General features: G+C 75.9%; 4 protein-coding genes. All 4 read right to left on the reverse strand.

Translation table 11 applies throughout. The features are described from left to right. Positions 1 to 311 precede the first annotated feature (311 nt). Entirely contained in the window at positions 312 to 1,490 is a 1,179-nt protein-coding gene (moeZ, locus tag A2U95_RS06770) for an adenylyltransferase/sulfurtransferase MoeZ (RefSeq protein WP_166021302.1), read from the reverse strand. Between the two features lie 203 nt (positions 1,491 to 1,693). After that, complete coding sequence (locus A2U95_RS06775; RefSeq protein WP_166021303.1) at positions 1,694 to 2,662, reverse strand: NAD-dependent epimerase/dehydratase family protein; 969 nt, start codon at positions 2,660 to 2,662, stop codon at positions 1,694 to 1,696. A gap of 105 nt (positions 2,663 to 2,767) precedes the next feature. Beyond that, complete coding sequence (locus A2U95_RS06780; RefSeq protein WP_240957225.1) at positions 2,768 to 3,988, reverse strand: hypothetical protein; 1,221 nt, start codon at positions 3,986 to 3,988, stop codon at positions 2,768 to 2,770. Continuing rightward, positions 3,985 to 5,616, reverse strand: a complete 1,632-nt coding sequence (locus tag A2U95_RS06785) for a DUF3492 domain-containing protein (protein WP_166021304.1) — start codon at positions 5,614 to 5,616, stop codon at positions 3,985 to 3,987. Before A2U95_RS06785 ends, A2U95_RS06780 begins: the two co-directional genes overlap by 4 nt. Between the last annotated feature and the right edge of the window lie 104 nt (positions 5,617 to 5,720).

Raw genomic sequence — 5,720 nt, forward strand, 5'->3', positions numbered from 1 at the left:
GGCCGCTCCGGCCGTCGCCCGGAGGGCGGGCGCGTGCCGGGCCGCGTGCGCCCGGCACGCGGCCCGGGCCCCCCGTACCGGATGCGCCCGGGTCCGGGGCCGGTGCGGCGTCAGGCGGGTCCGGGGCCGGTGCGGCGTCAGGCGGGTCCGGGGCCGGTGCGGCGTCAGGCGCTCGGTCGTGTCCGTGCCACGACCCGGCGCCGCACGGGTGCCCGCCGGTTCCCCGGCGCGCAACGGGAAGGCCCACGGCGTCCGAACGGATCGGACGCCGTGGGCCTTCCGTCAGGTCCGCCGGCCGGCGGACGGGCCGGTCAGTACACCGGCTTCTGCGGCTCGATCTGGTTGACCCAGCCGATGACGCCGCCACCGACGTGGACCGCGTCCGAGAAGCCCGCCGACTTCAGCACCGCGAGAACTTCCGCACTGCGGACACCCGTCTTGCAATGCAGGACGATCTTCTTGTCCTGCGGCAGGCCCTCCAGGGCCGAGCCCATCAGGAACTCGTTCTTCGGGATCAGCCGCGCGCCCGGGATCGAGACGATCTCGTACTCGTTCTGCTCGCGGACGTCGATGATGTCGATGGCCTCGCCCTCGTCGATCCACTCCTTGAGCTGCTTGGGAGTGATCGTCGAGCCGGCGGCGGCCTCCTGGGCCTCCTCCGAGACGACGCCGCAGAAGGCCTCGTAGTCGATGAGCTCGGTGACCGTCGGGTTCTCGCCGCAGACCGCGCAGTTGGGGTCCTTGCGGATCTTGACCTGGCGGTACTGCATCTCCAGGGCGTCGTAGATCATCAGGCGGCCGACCAGCGGCTCGCCGATGCCCGCGAGGAGCTTGATCGCCTCGTTGACCTGGATGGAACCGATCGACGCGCAGAGCACGCCCAGCACGCCGCCCTCGGCGCAGGAGGGGACCATGCCCGGCGGCGGGGGCTCCGGGTAGAGGCAGCGGTAGCAGGGGCCGTGCTCGGACCAGAAGACCGAGGCCTGGCCGTCGAAGCGGTAGATCGAGCCCCAGACGTACGGCTTGTTCAGCAGCACGCAGGCGTCGTTGACCAGGTAACGGGTCGCGAAGTTGTCCGTGCCGTCGACGATCAGGTCGTACTGGCTGAAGATGTCCATCACGTTGTCGGCCTCGAGCCGCTCCTCGTGAAGGACCACGTTCACGTACGGGTTGATGCCGAGGACGCTGTCCTTCGCCGACTCGGCCTTGGAGCGGCCGATGTCGGCCTGGCTGTGGATGATCTGCCGCTGCAGGTTCGACTCGTCGACCTCGTCGAACTCCACGATGCCGAGCGTGCCGACGCCCGCCGCGGCCAGGTACATCAGCGCGGGCGAACCCAGGCCGCCGGCGCCCACACACAGCACCTTCGCGTTCTTCAGCCGCTTCTGCCCGTCCATCCCGACGTCCGGGATGATCAGGTGGCGGGAGTACCTGCGGACCTCGTCCACAGTGAGCTCGTCGGCCGGCTCGACCAGGGGTGGCAACGACACGGGGACTCCGTCGGTCGGGATAAGTACGGTTGTTCTCCCCGTAACACTGCCACGCCCTTCTTCATTCCAAGACACCCGTCCCGGCAATCGAGACGTGGACGTCCCAGCAACCGGGCAGGTCACGCGGGCACCCGCAGGGCGTCCGCCGGGCCGGACGGGGGGCGAGCCGGGGCCGGACGGGGGGCGAGCCGGGGGCGGGCGGCTCAGATGCGGCAGGCGGCCTCCATCCAGATGTCCGCCAGCGACTCCTCCAGACCGATCCGCGGCCGCCAGCCCAGCCGGTCCCGGGCGGTGCGGACGTCGGCCTGCTGCCAGCTGCCGCAGCCGTCGGGGTACGGGTGGACCGGCACCGCCGGCGCGTGGTGCTCGGAATCGGTGCGCTGGTGGCCGATCAGGCCGCGCACCATCGCCCCGGGCGGGCCGTCCAGTTCGTGCAGCGCGCCGCCGTACCCGGCGACCCGGGCCAGCACCGCGGCCGCGTCGCGCAGCCGGACGGCACGGCCGGAGCCGATGTTGATCACGCCCTGCGCCGCGGAGAGCGCCGCCGCGTGCACCGCCCGCGCCACGTCCCGGACGTCCACGAAGTCCCGCTGCACGCCCAGGCCGCCCAGCTTGAGTTCGCCGTCACCGGACTGCATGGCCCGCCGCAGCGCCTCGGCGAGCCGGCCCAGCGGGGAGCCCGCCGGGGTGCCAGGCCCGGTGGGGGAGAACACCCGCAGCACCACCGCGTCCAGCCCGGAGTTCAGCACCAGCTCGGTCGCGGCCAGCTTGCTCACCCCGTACGGGCCGCCGGGGCGCGGCACCGCGTCCTCCGCGGTGGACGATCCGGGCTGGCTGGGCCCGTACTCGGCGCCGCAGCCCAGGTGCACCAGCCGTGCGCCGCAGCCGCTGCGGCGCAGGCCCTCGCAGACGGTGGCGACGGCGACCGTGTTGTGCCGGGTCAGCTCCCGCGCGCCGCCCCGGGTGGCGCCCGCGCAGTTGACGACGACCTGCGGGTGGACGGCGTCCAGGAAGCGGGTGAGCGCGCCGGGGCTGCCGGCCGCGAGGTCGAACCGGACGTCGGCGTCGTCGCCCCTGCCCAGCGCGGTCAGCTGGACGGCCGGATCGGCGAGCAGCCGGTCGGCGACGAAACGCCCGAGATATCCGTTGGCTCCGATCAGCAGAACTCTCATGGCGGCTTGTTCTCCTTCGAGTGGCGTCTTCAGGGGACGGGATGGGGAGGGAGGAGGAACGAGGGGAAGGGGTGGAGGGACGCGCGGCGGAAGAAGGCGCGGGCCTCAGCGGTCCGACGGCGGGCGCGGGCCCGCCGGGGCGTGGGCGGAGGCCAGGGCGAGCCGGCGGCACGCGTGGACGAGCAGCACCAGCGCCCCCGCCCCGCAGGCGAGCAGCGGAACGGCGTGCTCCCCCCACACCGAGACGACCGTCTCCACCGGTCCTGCGAGGACGTCGCACCCCGGCAGCCGGCCCGCGAACACCAGGCAGACGGAGGCGATCTCGGTCCAGCCCACGGCCCGCAGCACCACGCCCGGCGCGTGGGTGAAGCCGTGCACGGTGAGCAGGCGGGCGATCAGCAGCAGGGCGCCCAGCGCCGCGGTGGCCGCGGGCGTGGAGTGCTCGTCGAGCAGCACGGCGCAGAGCGCCGACAGCCCGGACACCGCGGCCAGGTGGACGGCGACCACGCCCAGCAGCAGGGGCCGGGCGGTGGCCGCGAACTCCTCCAGGCCCCGGCTGCCGGCCAGCTTGCGGCCCACACCGGCCCGGAAGAGGTGCGCGCTCCAGACGGCGGGCGCGCAGGACAGGCCGAGGGCCAGCAGGGGGGTGAGGGTGACCGGCCAGTCGCCGTACCGCCCGCCGGGGAGGTCGTCGGGGCCGCCGACGAGCCCGGCGTGCAGCAGCCCGTCACCCATCAGGGCGTACCCCACCAGGAGGTACGCCCAGGCGCGGGCGCCCGGCGGGGTGCGCCAGTCGTGCGGGCCGGGCACCGAACGGCCCTCCGAGCTCAGCGGCCCCCGGCCGAGCGCCAGGCGCACCCCGCCGGCCACGGCGGCCAGTCCCAGCACGCCGACGACGAGCCGCGCCTCCCCGGTGGTCCACCGCAGCGCCGCCACCGTGCCCGCGCAGAGCGCGCCCGGCAGCAGCGCCCGGAGCGCCCACCGCGCGGGCGGCGGTCCGGCGGCCGCGGGCGGCCCGGCGGGAACCTCGTCCTCGTCGACGCGGGCCGCCCGGGCGTACATCTCCTCGGCCAGCGAGAAGACGTCCCGGTGGCGGAACCGCGCGGCCGTCCGGTCGGTGACGCCGTGCGCCTCCAGCCCCGCGGCGATCTCCAGCGCGTCCACCGCCCGCTCGCACAGCTCCCGGTGACGCAACATCAGCGCCTTCACCGGGTCCGCGCCGGACGGGACGCCGGGCGGGGCCACCGGCGGGGTCCCGGCCGGTGCCGGACGGCCCGCGGCCCCGTGGTTCCCGAGGGCCCTCCCGCGCTCGTCGAGGCCGTTCACCGGGTCACCTCCACGGACCCGGCCCCGGCGACCCGCAGTTCGGCCGGCACCGCGAACGGGCGGGGTGCGGCGGCGTCCGCCTCGGCGATGCGGCGGGCCGGGCAACGGCCGGCGACCTCGAGGTAGATGCGGTGGAAGGCGGCGACGTTCTGCTCCACCGTGAACAGCTCCATGGCCCGCGCCCTGGCCGCAGCGCCGAGCCGGTCGCGGCGTTCCGGATCCCCCAGCAGCGCGACGCACGCCTCGGCCAGCGCCCGCGGGTCCCGGGGCGGCACCACCAGACCCGTCCCCCCGACGACCTCCACCACGGCGCCCACGTCGGTGGAGACGGTGGCCCGCCCGCTGAACATGGCCTCGACCACGCTGACCGGGAACCCCTCCACCACGCTGGACAGCACGATCACCGCGCCCCGCGCGTACACGTCCGCCAGGCCGGGGGCGGCGGGCCCGCCCATCTCCACGAACTCCACCGGCGGGTCCCCCGGGAACAGCCGCCCCGCCAACTCCTCGCAGTGCAGCAGGTAGGCCGCGCCCTCCGGGTCCGGCGCGGAGCCCGCGACGCACAGCCTGGCGCCGGGCACCCGCTGCCGCACGGCGGCGAAGGCGTGCAGCAGGGTCACCAGGTCCTTGGAGGGCTCGATCCGCCCCACCCAGACCAGCGTGCCCGGCTCCGCCCCCGCGCCCGCCGCCCCGGCCCGCTCCCCGGCCCGCCCGCCAGGGCGTTCCCCGGCCCCGGCGAACCGGGCGGCCGACATGCCCGGGTAGACGGTGCGCACCTTGGACCGGTCCGCGCCGCACCGCTCCTGCCAGCGCCGGACGTGGGTGTTGCCCGGCGTGAGCACGGCGGCGCTGCGGTAGGCCTCGGCGGCCAGCCGGCCGTGGAAGGCGGCCAGCAGCGCGCGCACGGCGGGGGGCGCGTCGGCGGAGCCCAGGTAGTGCGCCCGCAGCGGCACGCCGTACTCGGTGACCACCAGCGGCACGCCGTGGAAGTGGCGCGCCAGCAGCCCGGGCAGGGCGGCGAGCCCGCCGGCCGCGGCGTGGCACAGGTCCACCGAGCCGAGTTCGCCCTCCTCGTACCAGTCGAGCGACAGGGGGCGCAGGGCCTGCTCCAGGTGCGCGCCCACCAGCAGCAGATCCGTCACCCGCGCCTCGCGTGCCGCCCGGGGGGCTCCCGGGGCGCGGCAGACCCGCTCCAGCGCGCGGACGGCCTCCTCGGAGCGCAGCGCGGCGACCATCCCGCCCTCCTCGCGCGCCAGTTCGGCCAGGCCGTAGAGGGCGGAGCGGAAACGGTCCGCCTCGGCCGGGGAGTACCCGCCCTGCCCGGGCGCCCCCGCCGGGCCGGCGCAGAGGCCGGCCGCGAGGTCGCCGTAGTGCCGGGCGAACCGGCGGCGGGCGCGGCGGCCGTACCAGGTGCCGTCGACCTCGGCGGTCCACAGCGGGGCGGTGCGCACCTGGGTGACCTGGGCCGGCAGGTCGACCCAGCCGGCCCGCTCCTGCTCCCGGTCGCGGCTGAGGGCGTAGAGCCTGAACTCGTGCTGGCCGAGGCCGCGCACCAGGCGGTCGCACCAGAGCCTGGCCTCACCCCTCGCGTACGGGTAACCACCCTCCGTCAGCAGTCCGATGCGCACGCGTACATCCCCGATCTCCCATAGGAACGGCCGCCGTCGGCGGCGGCCGGTAGCCGGGACGAACGTATGCGGATATGCCGGTGGCGGGGGGGGGGGGGGGGGGG

It is taken from the genome of Streptomyces chilikensis, from assembly GCF_001642695.1.
Lineage (GTDB): Bacteria > Actinomycetota > Actinomycetes > Streptomycetales > Streptomycetaceae > Streptomyces > Streptomyces chilikensis.

Excerpts from the sequence above, each read along its gene's own strand:
- A2U95_RS06775 (WP_166021303.1), bottom strand. The coding sequence starts at position 2,662 with ATGAGAGTTCTGCTGATCGGAGCCAACGGATATCTCGGGCGTTTCGTC.